Origin of the sequence: Franzmannia pantelleriensis, from assembly GCF_900102875.1 — a bacterium.
GTDB lineage: Bacteria > Pseudomonadota > Gammaproteobacteria > Pseudomonadales > Halomonadaceae > Franzmannia > Franzmannia pantelleriensis.
On the sequence record NZ_FNGH01000014.1, the window covers coordinates 41,757 to 58,429 of the forward strand.

Here is a 16,673-nt window from a genome sequence, read left to right on the forward strand (position 1 = left end):
GGAAGCCTCCTGTCAGAAATTCGCGGTGGAGGTGAACAGGCCGACGCGCAGGTCGTTGGCCTGATAGATATCGCGGCCGTCGACGGTCACGGTGCCGTCGGCCATGCCCAGAATCAGGCGCCGGGTGATGATGCGCTTGATATTGATATGGTAGGTGACCTTCTTGGCCTCGGGCAGGATCTGGCCGGAGAACTTGACGTCACCGCAGCCCAGCGCGCGGCCTCGGCCGGGGTGGCCGAGCCAGCCGAGATAGAATCCGACCAGCTGCCACATGGCATCGAGGCCCAGGCAGCCGGGCATCACCGGGTCGCCGGGGAAGTGGCAGTCGAAGAACCATAGATCGGGGGTGATATCGAGCTCGGCGATCAGCTCGCCTTTACCGTGATCACCGCCTGCCTCGTTGATGCGCACGATGCGATCGAGCATCAGCATGTTGGGGGCCGGCAGCTGGGCATTGCCCGGGCCGAACAGTTCGCCTCGGCTGCATGCCAGCAGCTCGTCACGGCTATAGGATTCTTGCTTGGTCACTGAGTCGTTCCGAGAGTCGAATTTATTGTGAACCGCGGCGCGCGGAGCTGGCTGCATTCTACTGACAGCGGGCGGCGATTGCACGCCAGCCGTCGGCTTATGCGTTGGCAGGCATTTTTTGCATTGCCCTTCAGCCTGGGAGCATGATGCCGATAACCTAATGATGATGACAACCAGCCACGGCGACAGGGTAACGCATTGATTCCAGATTTCACGACATTGTGCCATGTGGCCGCGCTTCTCGCTTAGCCGGCCGCTGGTCTGGCTGGCTCTGGCTGGCCTGGCTGCAGTGAGCTGGCTGCCGGGTGTGTGGCTGCGCCTGACGGTGGTGACGATCATCGCGCTCGGTCTGTTCGATGCCTGGCGCCAGGTGCGCCACGAGCACCGCCGTGCACGCCTCTCCGAGGCGGCGTTGATGCTCTCGGAGGATGGCGTGATGATCAGCGATGCGCGTAACCGCATCGTCGCGGTCAATCCGGCCTTCACCAAGATCACTGGCTATGCCAGTGAGGACGTCGAGGGCCAGGACCCGTCAATGCTCTCCGCCGGGCGTCATGACAAGGTGTTCTACGAGCGTTATTGGCAGTCGTTGACCACCACCGGCCGCTGGGAAGGCGAAATCTGGAACCGCCGCAAGCACGGCGACGAATACCCCGAGTGGCTGCGCGTTCAGGCCTGCCCGGATGAGCGCGGTCGCATCAGCCACTATGTCGGCATGTTCACCGATATCTCGCGCCACAAGGCCCGCGAGCAGGACCTGCGCCGGATCGGCTTCGAGGATCCGCTGACCGGCCTGCCCAACCGGCGTCGCCTGCACGACCTGATGACCTCACGGCTGCGTCACCTGCGCGCCGGCGAGGGCCTGGATATCGCGCTGATCGATATCGACGGGTTCAAGGCGGTCAACGATGCCATGGGCGTCGACCTCGGCGACCGGCTGCTGGCGCGCTTCGGCCAGCGCCTCGCCGGGCATGTCGCGGGCGGCGTGGTCGGCCGCCTGGGCGGTGACGAGTTCATGGTGATTCGCACCACGACCTTCGACGATCACGACAAGTGGGTCGCCGGTCTGCGTGCCCATCTCAGCGAGCCATTCGAGCTCAATGGCCATAGCCTGCGGCTGGGTTTGACCATCGGCAGCTGTCGGGCGCCTGAGGATGGTCGCGACTCCGGGGTGCTATTCCAGCGCCTGGAGTCGGCGCTGTACAGCGCCAAGCGCCACGGCCGCAATCACGACCAGCGCTTCCGCCCCTCGCTGGATGTCGCCGGCGACCGTCAGCTGGCGCTGGTCAACGACCTGCGCGCGGCGCTGGCCAGCGGCAGCCAGCTCGAGCTGCACTACCAGACCCAGCACCGTCTCGATAGCGGTGAGATAGCCGGCATGGAGGCGCTGCTGCGCTGGCGACATCCCCAGCACGGCATGATCTCTCCCGGCGATTTCATCCCCCTGGCCGAACGCCATGGCATGATGAGTGCGCTGGGCAACTGGGTGGTGGAGCGCGCCGTGGCGCAGTTGGCCAGCTGGCGTGCGGCAGGTATGCCGGCGGTGCCGCTGTGGATCAATATCTCGGCGATTCAACTGATCCAGGGGGATCTCGAATCACGGCTGGCCGCCTGCCTGACGCAGCATCAGCTGCCGGCTAGCCTGCTGGGGCTCGAATTGACCGAGTCGGTGCTGCTCGATGATCGGGCAGGCGACATCTACCCCCGTATGGAGGCGTTACGCACCTTGGGCCACCAGATCGCCATCGATGACTTCGGGACCGGCTACTCATCGTTGAGCTATCTCAAGCGGCTGCCCGTGGACAAGCTAAAGCTCGACCGTGCGTTCATCCGCGCCCTCCCCGACGATCCGGCGGATGCCTCGATCGTCAGCGCTGTCCTGGCGATGGCGCGAGGCCTCGATCTGGTCGTCATCGCGGAAGGCGTGGAGACCGAGGCCCAGCGCGAATTCCTGCTCCAGCACGGCTGTCCTCTGGTGCAGGGCTTCCTGTTCTCGCGGCCGCTGCCGGCAGAGGAGCTCGAGGCCTCACAGCTACGCGAAGCTCAGCCGGCCTGAGCCCGGTCAGGCAGCTGCACCTGGCCGATCCGACGGCACAGCCACAGGCACAGCAGGGCCCAGACGACGGCCTGTGCCGGCAGCAGCCAAGGCGCTAGCTCGACGCCGGCCAGGTGAGCCCCGGCGAAATACGACGACGGGCCGCTGGTGGCGCCGCCGAGGACCGCCAGCCACGGACGCTGCCACAGCCAGCGCAGCGAATGATGCAACAGGGTCGCGAACAGCGGCCACAGCAGCCACAGCCATAGCGGCAGCACCCCCCAGTGGTCGGCGCCGAAAACGAAGCCGCCAGCCAGGCTCAAACCGCCGTCTACCAGCAGCCCGAGGGCGGCGAAGCCGACCAGCCAGCGCCACTCCCCAGGACCCGCCAGTCGCAGCAGGTGAGCGCTGATGATGAGCGCGGCCACTAGCCCACCGATCCGCGAGCCCCCCAGCACACAGCTGAACCAGCCGACCTGGAAAGCCGCCACGTTATACAACGCACGCCGTACCTGCGGGTCCTTGAGGCTCATACGGCGCCGGTCAGCGGTGCCGGGCGCGCGCCGGGCTTGGCCAGCAACAGATGGCAGGTGCCGATGGTGCGTTCCAGAAAACCGCCCTCGCAGTAGCACAGGTAGTAGCGCCACATGCGGATGAAGCGTTCGTCGTAGCCTAGGCGGCGAATGGTGTCGATGCTGGCCTCGAAGCGCTGGCGCCACTCGCGCAGGGTGCGAGCGTAGTGCAGGCCGATCTCATCCAGCGCCAGCACGTTGAGGCTGGTGCGCCGGCTGAGGCTGGCAAGGATGGCGTGATGTGAGGGCAGGAAACCGCCCGGAAAGATGTAACGCTTGATGAAATCCATCTCGCGCTTGGCCGCCTCGAAGCGCTGATCACGGATAGTGATGGCCTGCAGCATCGCTTGGCCGTCGTCGGCGAGCAGCCGGTCGAGGGTGGCCAGATAGGTATCCAGATACTGATGGCCTACCGCCTCGATCATCTCCACCGATATCAGGCGGTCGTAACGCCCCTGCAGCTCTCGATAGTCCTGCAGCAGCAGGGTGATCTGCCCGCCGAGTCCCTCCGCCTCGATGCGCTGCGCGGTATGCGCATACTGCTCGGCGGAGATGGTGGTGGTGGTCACCCGGCAGCCGCGCGTCTTGGCGGCGTGAATCGCCAGCCCGCCCCAGCCGGTACCGATCTCCAGTAGATGGTGATGGGACTGGACATCGAGCTTGTCGAGCATCACCTCGAGCTTGTGGGTTGAGGCTTGCTCGAGGCTTGCCTCGGCGTGAGGAAACAACGCGCTCGAGTACATCCAGTGCTCGCGGTCGAGAAAGGTCTCGAACAGGTCGTTGCCGAGGTCGTAGTGGGCCGAGATGTTGCGCTTCGAGCCGCTCAGGGTGTTGCGCTGCAGGCCATAGAGCGCGCTCAGCAGCCAGCGGCCGAGGCGTGCGCTACCGTTCTCGACCTCGCCATTGACGCGTTCGAGGTTGGCGGCAAACAGCCGCGTCAGGGTGACCAGGTCGTCGCAGTCCCAGTCGCCGTCCATGTAGGCCTCAGCAGCCCCTACCGTGCCGCCCAGCGCAAGGCGCTTCCAGGCGTCAGCGCGCCGCACGCGGACAGTGGCCTTGAGGGGCCCCCCGCGGCCCAGCCGCTGGCAATGGTCGCCTTCGATCACGGTGACCTGGCCGCCTTCCAGGGCGTCCAGCTGGGCCAGCAGGCGCGGCTTGACGAGACGGGTCAGGCGGCTGCCGTGACGCGGCAGATCCGATGAGGTGGCAGAGCGTGTCGTACTCACGACGGTGTCTCCTCGCGATGGGGGTGGTCATGAACCGGGACGCCCTTGGCCCATAGCCGCAGCGCCTCGAAATGGATGCCGGCCAGGGTCTTGAGGCTCATCCAAGGCTGGCGAGCCAGGCTGGTCAGCAGCACGCCGCGTGTCGCCGGTCGCGCCTCCAGGGTCAGGGTGGCGTCGAAGTGGCAGCGGTCGTCCTTCCAGTTCTCCATATGCATCATCAGCCGCTCTCCCGGGTCGTTGAAGCGCCAGCGGTAGGTCATGTCCATGGGATTGAAGGGCGACACATGCATTGCCTTGGCGAATTCGGCGGCGTGGCTGTGGCGTGCCGGGTCCACGGCGCAGGCGTAGCGCGTGCGCTCGCGCCAGGGCGTGTTGCTGACCTCGCCGAGCACCGCTCGCAACGCGCCGGCAGCGTCGTAGGCGTAATACAGCGAGATCGGGTTGAATCCCATCCCCAGGGTGCGCAGCTGAGTCAGCAGGCAGATGCGGCCGTCCGGTGCACTGCCCAGCTGTCGAGCCAGTTCTTCGCGCACTACCTCGGCCAGTGGCCGATCGTGAGGCGACAGATAGTCTTCGCGGCGGAAGCGCGCCAGCGCGGGACGGCGGGCGCTGAAGCCGGGTACGCCGTCGAACAGCGCCGGCAACTCGTCGAGATCGAGCCATGCCATCCACACCTGATAGCGAAAGGCGTGAGATCGTGGCGTAAAGCGGCGATGGCGCAGCTCGCCGCGGTAGATACGTGAGTGAGGGGTCGCCATCATGCCGGGATGCCTGCATCGGTGATCCGCCCGGCGTTGGCCGAGTGGGCCTGCTCGTTGCAGCCCAGCCCCCTGGCCACGCGCAGCGCGCTCCACACGCCATCTTCGTGAAAGCCGCTGCGCCAGTAGGCACCGCAGAAATGGGTGCGGCGAGCCGGTCCGGAGATCTCGGCGTGGCGGGCCTTGGCGGCCTCCCCGGTTAGGGTGAACTGGGGGTGGGCATAGTCGAAGCGACCCAGCACCTTGTCTGGATCGATGGCCTCGCTGTCGTTGAGCGTCACGCAGAAGGTGTGTGGCGCCTCGAGGCGCTGGAGGATATTCATGTCATAGGTCACCGACACACGGGCATCGGCGTCGCGACCGTCGAGACGGTAGTTCCAGCTGGCCCAGGCGCGCTGTCGGCGCGGCAACAGCCGAGTATCGGTGTGCAGCACCACCTCGTTGGATCGATACGGCAGCGCGGCGAGAATCTCGCGCTCCTCTGCGCTCGGGTCGCTGAGCATGGCCAGCGCCTGGTCGGCGTGGCAGGCCAGCACCACTTGGTCGAAGCGCTCCTCGCCGTGCCGGCTGGTCAGGGTGACCCCTCGGGCGTCGCGGCGAATCGCTTGTACCGGGCTGGCCAGTCGAATGCGCTCACGATAGGGCGCTGTCAGCGCCGGAATATAGGCGCGGGAACCGCCCACCAGGGTGTACCACTGGGGGCGATCGCTGACCGACAGCAGGCCATGATGGCGGAAAAATCCGACGAAGAACTGCAGCGGAAAGGCCATCAGGTCGGCGATGCTCGCCGACCAGATAGCGGCACCCATGGGCAGCAGGTAGCGGGTGCGGAAGTCCTCGCCGTAGCCGCCAGCATCGAGGTAGTCGCCCAGGGTCATGGCGGGATCGAGGCGTTCGGCGGCGAGATCGTCGCTGGCCTGGCGGTTGAAGCGCAGGATGTCGCGGAGCATCCGGTAGAAGCGCGGACGCAGCAGGTTGCGCCGCTGGGCGAACAGTGTCGCCAGAGTATGGCCGTTGTACTCGAAGTCGCGCCCGGTCTCGTGCACCGAAAAGCTCATCTCGGTGGGCTGACTGGCCACCCCGAGTGTGGCCATCAGCTGCTGGAAGTGCGGGTAGGTCCAATCATTGAAGACGATGAAGCCGGTGTCGATGGCGTAGTCGCGGTCATCGAGACTGACATCGATGGTCGCGGTGTGACCGCCGAGCCGACTGTCGGCCTCGAACAGGGTTACCTCGTGTCGGGCGGCGAGATAGTGGCCCGCGGCCATGCCGCTGATGCCACTGCCGACGATGGCGATACGCTGGCGCGACGTCATGCGTCACCTCCGCTGGTCTGCTCATCGGCCTGGGGGGCTTTCACCATGCGCAGGCCCAGGCGTCGGCGCAGCCGCGGCGGCAGGATGCCCATCAGCCTCACTAGATTGGTGAAGCGACGCGGGAAGTGGATGTCGAGCTGGCGTCGGTCGAGGCCCTTGACGATAGCCGTAGCGGCCTGTTCGGCGCTGATGCGCATCGGCATCGGGAAGTCGTTGCGGTCGGTGAGCGGCGTCTTGACGAAGCCCGGATGGATCACGCTGACGTCGATGCCTTCGGCATCAAGATCGAGGCGCAGCGATTCCAGAAAATAACTGAGCGCTGCCTTGGAAGCGCCATAGGCCTCGGCGCGGGGCAGTGGCAGGTAGGCCGAGGCGCTAGAGGTGGCGGCCAGCAGCGGGCGACTGCCGTCCTGGTCGCGGGCGCGGCGTAGCAGCGGCAGTGCCGACTCCATGGCGTAAAGGGCGCCAAAGAAATTGGGGGCGAATACCCGTTCGACCAGATCCACGTCGAAGTGGCGGGCATCGAGATATTCGCAGGTGCCGGCGTTGAGTATCGCCAGATCGAGGCCGCCGAGCTGGGTCTCGAGGTGCTGACCGGCGACGCGCACAGCGTTACGATCACTGACGTCGAGAGGTACCACCAACGCCTTGTCGAAGCCTGATGCCAATGCGTCGAGCTTGTCGACATTGCGGGCGCTCAGCGCCACGCGGTGACCGTCGGCCAGCAGCCGCTCGGCAAGCGCCAGTCCGATACCGGACGTTGCCCCGGTCAACCAGATGCGGCGCGGTTGTTGCAGTGCGGTCATGCCTCCTCCTGGCCATCGATTCGACGGCATCGGCCGTCATTGTCAGGTACGCGGCCGAAGCGAGGCTGGATGCACTGCTTATCTCAATGCCTAGCCGGCGCGGCGCTTTACCTGGCGAATCACGCTGCCGAGCAGCGGCAGCCGTTCATAGAGCAGGGCGCCGGCATCGAAGTAGTCGCGATGCCGGCAGACCCGCTCGCCGTCAGGGCCGTCGCTTGCTGCGAAATGCAGCTGCGAACAGCCCTCTACGTGGTAGTCCCGTCCGCCGGCGAGCCTGGGATGACGCAGGGTCATGGTCCAGGTGACGAAGGCGGTGTCGGCCTGACGTTGGCGCTCGCCGAATGCGAAGTGGCACGTCTCGACATTGGCATAGAGCCGATCGAAGTAGCCGATCAGGGCCTCGATCCCGGTGATGCGATGCAGGGGATCTTGGAACACCACATCCCTAGTGTATACCTCTGGCAGCATTTTTGTAGAGGTTTTGTCGAGCTTGTTGAAGAAGTCGCAGAACGACTCCAGGGTCGGGTCCCGGTGCATGGGCTGGCTCCGTTCGAGGTGGTCCAGGGAGGGTCAGTCTTTCAGTGCCTTGAAGGCATCCAGTGCGCGTGCCCGGGCGGCTCTGTGGTCGACGATCGGGGGCGGGTAAGCGGCGCTGTCGAGCAGGTCGCTGACGGGGGCGTGGCGCTTCTTGACGGGCACGCTGGACAACTCCGGTACAAATTCGGTAATGAAATCGGCCTGCGGATCGAAGCGCGTCGACTGGGTAGTGGGGTTGAAGATGCGAAAGTAGGGGGCGGCGTCGGTGCCGGTGGAGGCGGCCCACTGCCAGCCGCCGTTGTTGGCGGCGAACTCGCCGTCGATCAGATGACGCAGGAAAAAACGCTCACCGCGCCGCCAGTCGATCAGCAGGTGCTTGGTCAGGAACATGGCGGTGACCATCCGCAAGCGGTTATGCATCCAGCCAGTCTGCACCAGTTGGCGCATGGCCGCGTCAACCAGCGGATAGCCGGTGCGCCCCTCGCACCAGGCGGTGAAGCCGGCCTCGTCGTCGCGCCAGGCGAGGGCTTCGGTGTGCTGTTGGAAGGCGCGATGCTGGCATACCCGCGGAAACCCGACCACGATATGTTGATAGAACTCGCGCCAGATCAGCTCGCTAACCCAGGCGGTAAGGCCAGCATCGCCGTCGGCCAGCTGGCCGCCATTCTCGCCCATCACCGCCTGCAGGCACTGACGGTGGGACATCATCCCCAGCGCCAGGTAGGGGGATAACTCACTGGTGCCGCGTACCGCCGGAAAGTCGCGCTGGTCGCGGTAGTGCCTGCCGCGATAGCGCAGGAAGCGCTCCAGGCGGTCGGCGGCGGCGCTCTGGCCGGCGGGCCAATGGCGGCCGTCGATGGGGCTATCGTCGAGACGAGGCAGGGGCGGTAGCGGGTCGCTGTCCACGGGCAGGCGCGGCTGAGGTGCGGGGGCGTTGCGCAGCGCCAGGCGATTACCATCGAGCTGGCGGTGCCAGGCCTTGGCGAAGGGCGTGAATACGCTGTAATAGTCACCCTGACCGGTGAGCAGCTCACCGGGGGTGAAGGCCACCGCATCACGGTGAGCATGCACCGTCAGGCCGGCGGACTCCAAGCCGCTGATCACCGCCGCATCGCGGCGCTGCTCATCCAGCGGATACTCGGCGTTGAAGTGCAGCGCGCAGGCGCCGTGCTCGCGGGCGATCGCCAGCAGCGCCTCGGGAGCGGCATCGAAACGGTCGATATCGCGATGCAGCAGCGGGATATTGAGCCCGGCCAGATCCTCGCGCAGGGCAGCCACGCCGCGTCCCCAGAAGTCGAGCTTGTTGGCGCCGTGGCCGTGCTGCTGCCACTGCTCGAGGCAGCGCAGGAACACGGCAATCACCGGTCCTTGGGCGGCAGCCTCACTGAGGGCGGTGTTGTCATGGGTGCGCAGGTCGCTGCGAAACCAGACGAGGCGAGCGTTCATGGCGGACATCCTTGTTCAACCGGCGCGGGGTCAGTTGCGCAGCAGCGGTGTCAGACGCGTCATGGCCTGTAGCGGATCATCGCCGAGCACGGCGATCTGGCTGTCGGCGAGATCGCTGGCGCGGATCCGGGCGATGGGGCCGCACAGGCCCACCGGCACCTCGAGCTGGTCGGCGAGGCGCGGCAGCTGGCGGCGGATCAGGTCGGCGCGCTCGGACTGACCGCTGCACAGCAGCAGTGCGCCAGCCTTGAGACGCTCCATCGCCAGCGGCAGCTCGTTGAGCGGCAGCGGTGCATCGAATAGCTGCACCCGATAACCGGCCTGACTGGCGGCCAGCGCGATCAGCAGGTCCCACAGCGTGCCCTGATCATCGGGCAGGCGGTTGATCAGCACGGTGGTGCCCTGGCTGCCCAGGTTGGCATGGTAGATCCGGGTGCCGATGCGGGTGCGCAGGAAGGCTTCCAGAGTGCGGCGCTGCAGGGCAGCACCGAGCTGTTCGTCCCAGTGCTCCTCGAGTGACTCGACCACCGGTTTCAACAGCTCGCTGAGGCAGGTGCTGACCGGATAGAGCGCCATGCACTGGTTATAGAGCGTATCGAGGCGCGTCAGGTCGAGGCTTTCGACGGCGGCGATCAGCTGCTGGCGCTGACTGGGCCAGTCACCGGCGGCGGGTTCCGGGGCGTCGACGCTACGCGGCTGGTCGAGCAGTTCACGCACCTGGCTGACCGGTACGCCGCGATTGAGCCACTGCAGGATACTCTCGATGCGCTGGATGTCATCGCGGGCATACAGTCGATGTCCCTTGGGCGTACGCTGCGGACAGATCAAGGCGTAGCGACGCTCCCAGGCGCGCAGGGTCACCGAGTTCACACCGGTCAGGCGCGAGACTTCGCGAATCGGGTAAAGCGGCGCATCGGCCGGGTGGGTCGCCTTGTCACTCATGCGCTCTGATGCCTCTCGTTCATAGGGGTGATCAATGGCAGCGATCACCATAACGTATCTTATGTACAGGATGGTGCAAAATATTGTACAGGGCAATGCCCCTGTATAAAGCGAGGCTATTCTAGCCTTGCCGCTGACCGACAGCGAGACTCGCTATATCAACGTTGGGAGCGGCTGGCAGCATGATCACGCTGGGGCATGGCAAGCCAGCGCTGGGCGAGGCGATGACCGGAGCACCAGGCGTCTTCGACCCGCGGACCCAACCAGCCGTCCCCGCACAGTGCAAGGCCATCCTGGCCGAGACGGAAGCCGGGACCCGCTGCGCCACTAAGCGGTTGGGCATAGCGCCAGCGGTGTGCTGCCAGCAGCCGTGGAGCCGCAGGCTGGACACTGGCCGGTAGTAGCTCGCGCAGAGCCGCATAGAGGGCGTCGGCGACCCGCTCGGCGGGCTGTTCCAGCCATGTCTGGCTCCATTCGGCGGTGGCCAGCAGGGTCAGGCTCTCGCCCTGTTCGCCGCGGCCCGGCTTATGATCGTTGCGCGCCACGAAGCGCAGCGGACCGTGATTGACGAATGCCGCCTGCCAGTCGCGCTCGACCCCCTCGAGGTTGGGCAGCGGGGTATCGAACAGCGCATAGCCGGCCCAGCAGGCTAATTGCTCGACGCGGTGGCACGCCTTGGCCAGGACGGCGTCGTGTGCCGCCACCAGCGCTTCGGCCTGAGGCGCCGGAGCGCTGATGGCCAGGCGCTGAAAGGGGCCGTAACGATGCTGCCGATCGTCCTGGAGATACCAGCCGCTCGGCCGCCGCTCGAGGTCGACGATGCGTGCCTCGCTGACCAGCTCGAGGCCCTCGGCTAGGTGGCGGGTGAGTGCACTCATGCGTGGTACGGCACAGTATCGCGGGTGGGTATCGCGGTGTGGCTGCCAACCCTGGGCGTCGATACGCCACAGCGATGTGGGCCAGGGGCGAACCAGGCCACGATCGAGCCAGTGGGTCAGCTCGGCCTGAAAGAGCGGATCGCGGGCGGTGAAGTACTGGGCGCCGAGGTCGACGATGGCGCCTGGGGCGCGACGACTGGAGAGGCGGCCGCCGGGGCCGCGGCTTTTGTCGAACACGGTGACTGTGTGGCCAGCGGCGCGCAACGTGCGTGCACAGCTGAGGCCGGCGATGCCGGCGCCGATCACCGCTATGCTTGAAAGAGACGGAGGCATGGCGTTATCCATGTCGTTGAAAGGATGTCCGTTAGATTATCAGGTGTGGTACAAGAGTTGTATAACTTGTGGCAAACCTATCATTGACTCGGAAAAGGGAGCTTGGCCATGCGCATCTTGATCACCGGCGGCAGCGGTTTCGTTGGGCAGCGGCTGTGCCAGCGACTGGCGGAGGCCGGGCACGAGCTGATGGTGGTGTCTCGCGACCCGGACGCCGCCCGCCGGCGGTTGCCGGCGGGTACCCAGGTCATCGGCAACGTATTGGAGTCTCTCGAGGCGACCCCCGAGGCGCTGGTCAACCTGGCCGGTGAGTCGATTGCCGCCAAGCGCTGGAGTGATGAGCAGAAGCGCCGCCTGATCGACTCGCGGGTCGACGTTACCCAGGATCTGGTGATGCTGTGCGCCAAGCTGGCGGCTAGCGGTCAGGCACCTCGGGTGCTGGTATCGGCGTCGGCGATGGGCTTCTACGGCGCCCAGCCAAAACAGGGAGAGCCCGGCCAGCAGCCGGTCACCGAGGAGACGGTCCCCCATGACGAATTTGCGCATCGGCTTTGCGAGCGCTGGGAGAGCGTGGCGCGGGGGGCGACGGAGCACGGCACCCGGGTTGCGCTGCTGCGCATTGGGCTGGTGCTCGACCAGGGCGGTGGCAGCCTGCAGAAGATGCTGCCGCCGTTCAAGCTGGGGTTGGGCGGGCGTTTCGGCGATGGGCGCCAGTTCATGCCCTGGGTGCATCGCGAGGATCTGGTGCGGGCCATCGAGTTTCTGCTCGAACGCGATGAGCTGGAGGGGCCCTTCAACGGCTCGGCGCCGCATCCGGTGACCAATGCCGCCTTTAGCCGAGCACTGGCGCGACAGCTGGGGCGTCCGGCGATCTTCCCGGTGCCGGCAGTGGTGCTCAAGGCCGCCTTTGGCGAGATGTCGCAGTTACTGCTGACCGGCGCCGACATGCGCCCGGCGCGCCTGGAAGCGGCCGGATTCACTTTCACCTATCCGACCCTGGACAAGGCGCTGGCGGCAATCCTCGACTGAACGCCGCCGAGCCGGTTCAGCGGCTGTCGTGGTCGACGGTCACGATCACGCGCACCGCATCGAGCCTCAGGCGGGTGCCTTCGATCGCCGCGTCGAGGGCGCTGCGTTCGTCGATCAGGGCCTGAAGTTCATCGGCGCGCACGGCCGGGTTGCGTTCGGCCAGCGCCTTCAGCCGCGCCAGTTCGGCGTCAAGCGTGTCGCGCATACGGGTCTGGGCCGCCTCGACAATGCTGGGTAGCTCGCGCTCGGCTTCGGCTTCACCCTGAGCCAGTAGTTCACGCAGCTGATCGTGGCGGCTCTTGATCAGATCGCGGGCGACTGCCTTCTTGACCTTCTGCAGGTTCTTGGACAGTCCGCTGAACGAGACCTTGTCGGAGAGGTTGGCGCCGGACTCGTCGAGTAGCACGCGCACCGCGGTGGCTGGCAGGAAGCGGTTGAGGTGCAGCCGCTTGGGCGCCGGGCAGTGGGTGCGGAACACCAGCTCGGTCATCAGCCGGCCGGCGGGAATCGCTGGATGCTTGAGCAGCGCCAGGGCGGTATTGCCCATCTGGCCGTCGAGGATACGCCCCATCATTTCGCGCAGCAGCGGATGTTCCCAGGAGAGTCGCTGGACATCGTCGCGGGTCAGCGCCACCGTCCGCGACAGGGTCGCCGAGAAGCCCTCTTCGCCCTTCACCAGCCCGGGCAGGCCGTCGAGCATGTGCTGGCTCGGCTGCAGGTGCATGACCCGGCCGCCGAGCTCCTGACTATCCACGCCGAAGATATCCATCGCCTGGTCGAGGTAGCGCGGCAGCGCCTTGTCGTGGTCGAGTTCGCGGATGGCATCGATTACCGCGTCGGCTTGGGCCGGGCGACAGGCGCCCCATTCCAGCAGGCGGTTGCGGCCGGCATCGCGCTCGGCGAGCCGCGCCTGAAACAGCGTGCGGGTCTCGTCGATTACCTCGGCAAGGCTCTCTTCGTCGAGCAGGGCGTCGGCCAGGGCGTCGCCAAAGGCCGCGAACAGGTCGCTGCCGACGCCGTGGGGGGCACTGAAGGCGTCCATGCCGTCGCGGTACCAGCGCAGCAGACGCTCGCCGGGACTGGCTTCGAACACCGGCACATGGAGTTCGATGGCGTGGCGCTGGCCAATGCGGTCGAGGCGGCCGATGCGCTGCTCGAGCTGGTCGGGATGCAGCGGCAGGTCGAACATCACCAGGTGGCGACAGAACTGGAAGTTGCGGCCCTCGGAGCCGATCTCCGAGCATACCAGGACCTGGCAGCCGTCCTCCTCATCATCGGCGAACGCCGCCGCGGCACGGTCGCGTTCCACTAGCGACAGTCCTTCGTGGAACACCGGGGCATGGATGCCGCCCAGCGCCTGCAGCGCCTTGGCCAGGTCAGTGGCGGTGTCGCGGTCGTGGGCGATCACCAGCAGCTTGTCGCGGCCAACCTCGGTGAGCAGCTCGAGCAGCCAGGTGACGCGCGGGTCGATGCGCCACCACGGCTCCTCGTTGAGCGGATCGTGGGGCAGGGCGCGATACATGGCGTCGAGGTAGAGCACCACCTCGGGGTGGTCGAGCCCGGTCTCGATCAGCAGCTCGTCGAGGTAGTCCTCGTCGCGCTCGAGGCGGCGCAGCACGCGACGATACGCCGAGGGCAGCGCCAACGGCGTGACGTGCAGCTGGCGCGATGGAAAACCGCCGACGTGGCGACGGCTGTTGCGGAACATCACCCGTCCGGTGCCGTGGCGGTCGAGCAGCTGCTCACGCAGCTCACGGCGCGCCACCTGGCGCTGCTCGTCGCTGCTTTCGGGAGAAGTGAGCACTGCCAGCAGCGCCTGGCTGTCGGCGTCATCGATCACCGCCGCCACGCCGTCGCGGTCGGCTGTACTGGCTGAGTCGTTCTCGGCGAGACGTTCGAGGGCGTCTACCGCCTCGGCGACGCGGGCATAGCCGTGCTCTTCGGCCTTGAAGTGCTCGAGGTCCTGATAGCGCTCGGGGTCGAGCAGGCGCAGGCGCGCGAAGTGGCTCTCCACGCCCATCTGCTCGGGGGTGGCGGTGAGCAGCAGCACCCCTTCGGTACGGGCCGCCAGCGCCTCGACGCAGGCGTAGCCAGGGCCGGTCTTCTCAGGCTGCCAGTCGAGGTGGTGGGCCTCGTCGACGATCAGCAGGTCCCAATCGCAGGACTGCGCCTGGGTCTGGCGCTGCGGGTTAGCGAATAGCCACTGCTGGCTGGCCAGGATCAACTGCGCCGACTCGAAGGGGTTGCCATCGAGATGCGCCAGGCTCTGGTGCTCGTCGAGCAGCCGCACGTCGAGGGCGAAGCGGCGCAGCAGCTCGACCAGCCACTGGTGGGTGAGGCTGTCGGGGACCAGGATCAGCGCCCGCTCGGCGCGGCCGGTGAGCAGCAGGCGGTGCAGGATCAGCCCGGCCTCGATGGTCTTGCCCAGGCCCACTTCGTCGGCCAGTAGCACCCGCGGGGCGTGGCGTCGGGCCACTTCGTCGGCGATATACAGCTGGTGCGGGATCAGATCGATCTTGGGGCCGGCCAGGCCCAGCGCCGGGTTCTGCTCGATGCGCTGATGGTGGTGCAGGGTGCGAAAGCGCAGGTCGAACCAGTCGTTGCGGTCGACCTGGCCGGTCAGCAGGCGGTCGCGGGCCTGGTCGAACTGCATGCTGTCGGCGAGGCGCGCTTCGGGCAGCTCGCGCAGGTTGCCCTCGTCGTCCTCGCCGATATAGACCACCAGGCCGTCGACCTCCTTGCTGTCGTCGACGATCATCTGCCAGCCCTCGGCGGACTGCACGCGATCGCCGGGGGCGAAAGCCACACGGGTCAGCGGCGCCTGGCGCACGCTGTAGGTTCGGGTTTCCTGACTGGCACTGAACAGCACGGTGACGCTACGGAAGTCGACGTTCAGGATGGTGCCCAGGCCCAGCTCGGCTTCGCCGTCACTGATCCAGCGCTGACCGGGAGAAAATTCGCTCATGATGCCTCGGATGCTCAACGAAAACGCGCCCCGGCGTCACGACGGCAGGTCATGACGCCAGCGGGGCGCGGTATGGTAACGGAAACGGGCGCGGCACTTAAGCGCTGATCGTCGTCCGGGCTGACGATGCGTGCGCTAGTGGCGGTCTAGCCAGCCGTCGAGCTGGGCGCGGGTAAGTTCGCCGATATGCTGCTCGAGGACGCGGCCGTCGGCGTCGAACAGCAGGGTGGTGGGCAGCCCCGGCGACTCGGTGAGCACGGTCAGCTCCTGGTGCGGGTCGAGCAGCGGATAGCTGAGCACGAACTCCTGCTCATCGAGATAGCGCATGGCCTGCATCAGGTCCTCGCCCTGGTTGGCGATGACCACGCTGACGCCGTCGCGTTGGTCCGCATCGACCAGCAGCGGCATTTCGCGCAGGCACGGCGGGCACCAGGTGGCCCACAGGTTGACGATCACCAGGTCGTCCTCGATGGCACTCAGGGTGACCGGCTCGCCGTCGAGGTTATCCAGGGTCAGGTCGGGCAGCTCGCGCAGGGCGATTTCTCCTCCCAACGGGGAGATGGTCACTACCGCAAGCCACAGCGCCGAGCTGCCGATCACCAGCGCCATGCCGCCGAGCATTTTGATCAGGTGAGCGCGCAGCGCCCAGGCGGTCCAGATCAGCGCCGCCAGCAGTCCCCACAGGCCGTGAAAGCCGGGTTGCCAGAACTTGACGATGTCCAGCGGTGCCTCGGCATAGGCCTCGGGATGCGTGAACACGTAGCCGAGGCGTGCGCCGACCAGCCACACGATCACCAGGGTGTTGAACCAGCGGGCATGAGTGCCCTTGGGCAGGCCGAGCAGCACCAGGCTCGTCAACAGCAGGACCAGGCCTGCGCCGAAGGCATACAGACGAGGTAGGGAAAGCAGTACTGGGCCAATGGCGATGGCATCCATCCGGCGGGCTCCACAGGTCAGGACAGCGGCAGGGGGCAGCGACGCTGTGCGGCCACTGTTACACTAGGGACGCGTAGCATCATGCGCTAGAAGCGTACTGTTGCATCGCTCGACTGTCACCCCCGGAGCTGCACATGGCCAAGCCTGCCTTCGATATCCTGCGCGCCCTGGCGATTGCCAGCCAGGCGCTTGGCTTCATCGTCATCATCACCCTCGAAACGCTGCTCGGCGACGCTGCCCGCGCCTGGCAGGGCGTGACCCTGGCGCTGATGGTGGTCGTGGCACTAGGCATTGCGCTGGCGCGGCTCTACCGACGCAACAAGCGACGCAAACGGCAGATGGCGCAGCAGCATGACGAGTGACCTG

At 66.5% G+C, this 16,673-nt stretch carries 15 protein-coding genes; 3 read left to right on the top strand and 12 right to left on the bottom strand.

The features are described 5' to 3' along the window. Nucleotides 1-12: 12 nt before the first annotated feature. Nucleotides 13-528, bottom strand: coding sequence for a 3-hydroxyacyl-[acyl-carrier-protein] dehydratase FabA (gene fabA / locus BLT16_RS16795; protein ID WP_089659650.1), 516 nt, complete (start codon nucleotides 526-528; stop codon nucleotides 13-15). A 226-nt stretch (nucleotides 529-754) separates the two neighbouring features. On the opposite strand from fabA, the gene BLT16_RS16800 reads away from it, so the two are divergent. Then, nucleotides 755-2,584, top strand: coding sequence for a putative bifunctional diguanylate cyclase/phosphodiesterase (locus BLT16_RS16800; protein WP_089659651.1), 1,830 nt, complete (start codon nucleotides 755-757; stop codon nucleotides 2,582-2,584). Here BLT16_RS16800 and BLT16_RS16805 read toward each other — a convergent pair. The 9 genes from BLT16_RS16805 to BLT16_RS16845 form a co-directional block, all read right to left on the bottom strand. Next, a complete protein-coding gene (locus BLT16_RS16805) occupies nucleotides 2,572-3,096 on the bottom strand; it encodes a DUF2878 domain-containing protein (protein ID WP_089659652.1) in 525 nt (174 codons plus the stop codon). The two genes, BLT16_RS16800 and BLT16_RS16805, sit on opposite strands and share 13 nt — an antisense overlap. Then, nucleotides 3,093-4,361 (bottom strand): SAM-dependent methyltransferase, encoded by a 1,269-nt coding sequence (locus tag BLT16_RS16810; protein ID WP_089659653.1) that lies wholly within the window; start codon nucleotides 4,359-4,361, stop codon nucleotides 3,093-3,095. The genes BLT16_RS16805 and BLT16_RS16810 overlap by 4 nt, the downstream gene beginning before the upstream one ends. Further along, complete coding sequence (locus BLT16_RS16815) at nucleotides 4,358-5,122, bottom strand: DUF1365 domain-containing protein (protein ID WP_089659654.1); 765 nt, start codon at nucleotides 5,120-5,122, stop codon at nucleotides 4,358-4,360. Before BLT16_RS16815 ends, BLT16_RS16810 begins: the two co-directional genes overlap by 4 nt. Next, a complete protein-coding gene (locus tag BLT16_RS16820; RefSeq protein WP_089659655.1) occupies nucleotides 5,119-6,435 on the bottom strand; it encodes an NAD(P)/FAD-dependent oxidoreductase in 1,317 nt (438 codons plus the stop codon). Before BLT16_RS16820 ends, BLT16_RS16815 begins: the two co-directional genes overlap by 4 nt. Beyond that, nucleotides 6,432-7,241, bottom strand: a complete 810-nt coding sequence (locus BLT16_RS16825; RefSeq protein WP_089659656.1) for an SDR family NAD(P)-dependent oxidoreductase — start codon at nucleotides 7,239-7,241, stop codon at nucleotides 6,432-6,434. The genes BLT16_RS16820 and BLT16_RS16825 overlap by 4 nt, the downstream gene beginning before the upstream one ends. A 90-nt stretch (nucleotides 7,242-7,331) precedes the next feature. Beyond that, entirely contained in the window at nucleotides 7,332-7,778 is a 447-nt protein-coding gene (locus tag BLT16_RS16830) for a nuclear transport factor 2 family protein (RefSeq protein ID WP_089659657.1), read from the bottom strand. A gap of 33 nt (nucleotides 7,779-7,811) precedes the next feature. After that, nucleotides 7,812-9,224: a deoxyribodipyrimidine photo-lyase gene (gene phrB, locus BLT16_RS16835; RefSeq protein WP_089659658.1), complete on the bottom strand. Its 1,413-nt coding sequence runs from the start codon at nucleotides 9,222-9,224 to the stop codon at nucleotides 7,812-7,814. 30 nt (nucleotides 9,225-9,254) lie between these two features. Then, nucleotides 9,255-10,166, bottom strand: coding sequence for a MerR family transcriptional regulator (locus BLT16_RS16840; protein ID WP_089659762.1), 912 nt, complete (start codon nucleotides 10,164-10,166; stop codon nucleotides 9,255-9,257). 158 nt (nucleotides 10,167-10,324) lie between these two features. Then, complete coding sequence (locus BLT16_RS16845; protein ID WP_245701732.1) at nucleotides 10,325-11,377, bottom strand: NAD(P)/FAD-dependent oxidoreductase; 1,053 nt, start codon at nucleotides 11,375-11,377, stop codon at nucleotides 10,325-10,327. A 108-nt stretch (nucleotides 11,378-11,485) separates the two neighbouring features. Here BLT16_RS16845 and BLT16_RS16850 point away from each other — a divergent pair, with 108 nt between their 5' ends. Beyond that, nucleotides 11,486-12,406: a TIGR01777 family oxidoreductase gene (locus tag BLT16_RS16850; RefSeq protein WP_089659660.1), complete on the top strand. Its 921-nt coding sequence runs from the start codon at nucleotides 11,486-11,488 to the stop codon at nucleotides 12,404-12,406. A 16-nt stretch (nucleotides 12,407-12,422) separates the two neighbouring features. Here BLT16_RS16850 and rapA read toward each other — a convergent pair whose 3' ends face one another. Next, complete coding sequence (rapA, locus tag BLT16_RS16855; RefSeq protein ID WP_089659661.1) at nucleotides 12,423-15,371, bottom strand: RNA polymerase-associated protein RapA; 2,949 nt, start codon at nucleotides 15,369-15,371, stop codon at nucleotides 12,423-12,425. A gap of 135 nt (nucleotides 15,372-15,506) precedes the next feature. Then, on the bottom strand, nucleotides 15,507-16,307 hold the full coding sequence (locus BLT16_RS16860) for a TlpA disulfide reductase family protein (RefSeq protein ID WP_089659662.1): 801 nt from the start codon (nucleotides 16,305-16,307) through the stop codon (nucleotides 15,507-15,509). Nucleotides 16,308-16,441: 134 nt separating this feature from the next. Between BLT16_RS16860 and BLT16_RS16865 the strand changes: the two genes are divergently transcribed. Then, on the top strand, nucleotides 16,442-16,669 hold the full coding sequence (locus tag BLT16_RS16865) for a hypothetical protein (protein ID WP_089659663.1): 228 nt from the start codon (nucleotides 16,442-16,444) through the stop codon (nucleotides 16,667-16,669). The last annotated feature ends 4 nt before the right edge of the window (nucleotides 16,670-16,673 follow it).

What these genes read in the sequence shown, in the direction of transcription:
- BLT16_RS16800 (WP_089659651.1), top strand. Translation starts at nt 755, where the DNA reads ATGTGGCCGCGCTTCTCGCTTAGCCGGCCGCTGGTCTGGCTGGCTCTG.
- BLT16_RS16805 (WP_089659652.1), bottom strand. Translation starts at nt 3,096, where the DNA reads ATGAGCCTCAAGGACCCGCAGGTACGGCGTGCGTTGTATAACGTGGCG.
- BLT16_RS16815 (WP_089659654.1), bottom strand. Translation starts at nt 5,122, where the DNA reads ATGATGGCGACCCCTCACTCACGTATCTACCGCGGCGAGCTGCGCCAT.
- BLT16_RS16820 (WP_089659655.1), bottom strand. Translation starts at nt 6,435, where the DNA reads ATGACGTCGCGCCAGCGTATCGCCATCGTCGGCAGTGGCATCAGCGGC.
- BLT16_RS16825 (WP_089659656.1), bottom strand. Translation starts at nt 7,241, where the DNA reads ATGACCGCACTGCAACAACCGCGCCGCATCTGGTTGACCGGGGCAACG.
- BLT16_RS16830 (WP_089659657.1), bottom strand. Translation starts at nt 7,778, where the DNA reads ATGCACCGGGACCCGACCCTGGAGTCGTTCTGCGACTTCTTCAACAAG.
- phrB (WP_089659658.1), bottom strand. Translation starts at nt 9,224, where the DNA reads ATGAACGCTCGCCTCGTCTGGTTTCGCAGCGACCTGCGCACCCATGAC.
- BLT16_RS16840 (WP_089659762.1), bottom strand. Translation starts at nt 10,166, where the DNA reads ATGAGTGACAAGGCGACCCACCCGGCCGATGCGCCGCTTTACCCGATT.
- BLT16_RS16845 (WP_245701732.1), bottom strand. Translation starts at nt 11,377, where the DNA reads ATGCCTCCGTCTCTTTCAAGCATAGCGGTGATCGGCGCCGGCATCGCC.
- BLT16_RS16850 (WP_089659660.1), top strand. Translation starts at nt 11,486, where the DNA reads ATGCGCATCTTGATCACCGGCGGCAGCGGTTTCGTTGGGCAGCGGCTG.
- rapA (WP_089659661.1), bottom strand. Translation starts at nt 15,371, where the DNA reads ATGAGCGAATTTTCTCCCGGTCAGCGCTGGATCAGTGACGGCGAAGCC.
- BLT16_RS16860 (WP_089659662.1), bottom strand. Translation starts at nt 16,307, where the DNA reads ATGGATGCCATCGCCATTGGCCCAGTACTGCTTTCCCTACCTCGTCTG.
- BLT16_RS16865 (WP_089659663.1), top strand. Translation starts at nt 16,442, where the DNA reads ATGGCCAAGCCTGCCTTCGATATCCTGCGCGCCCTGGCGATTGCCAGC.